1 pseudogene is annotated in these 590 nt (G+C 44.9%); it reads right to left on the bottom strand.

The window, feature by feature from the left end:
* Positions 1-177: 177 nt before the first annotated feature.
* Positions 178-590, bottom strand: a pseudogene (locus HMPREF3112_RS11880) (hypothetical protein); the annotation flags it as partial.

The following is a 590-nucleotide window of genomic DNA, read 5'->3' as shown; positions in this document are numbered from 1 at the left end:
AAGTGCGTCTTTGAGTACTGTGAAGTCAGCGAGTATCTCAAGTTCCTTGAGTGAGTCCTTGAAGACCAGCGTTTCACAAAGTGAATCCGCTTCAACAAGTGCGTCTTTGAGTACTGTGAAGTCAGCGAGTGTCTCAAGTTCCTTGAGTGAGTCTTTGAAGACTAGCGTTTCTCAAAGTCAGTCAGCCTCAACGAGTGCTTCTTTGAGTACCGAGAAATCAGCGAGTGTTTCAAGTTCCTTGAGTGAGTCCTTGAAGACAAGTGTCTCACAAAGTGAGTCCGCTTCAACGAGTGTGTCTTTGAGTACCGTTAAGTCAGCGAGTGTTTCAAGTTCCTTGAGTGAGTCCGCTTCAACAAGCTCGTCTGTGTCAGAATCACAATCTGTATCTAATTCAGAATCAGCGTCAGAGAGTGCATCAGTAAGCGAATCACAATCTGTATCAAATTTCGAGTCAGCGTCAGAAAGTGCGTCAGTTTCAGAATCACAGTCTGTTTCAAACTCAGAGTCAGCCTCAGAAAGTGCGTCAGTTTCAGAATCGCAATCAGTCTCAAACTCCGAATCAGCCTCAGAAAGTGCATCAGTAAGCGAAT

The organism is Streptococcus sp. HMSC10E12 (assembly GCF_001807855.1).
GTDB lineage: Bacteria > Bacillota > Bacilli > Lactobacillales > Streptococcaceae > Streptococcus > Streptococcus salivarius.
Note: the sequence above shows the minus strand (reverse complement) of the source record. Positions and strands in the feature narration are given on the sequence as shown.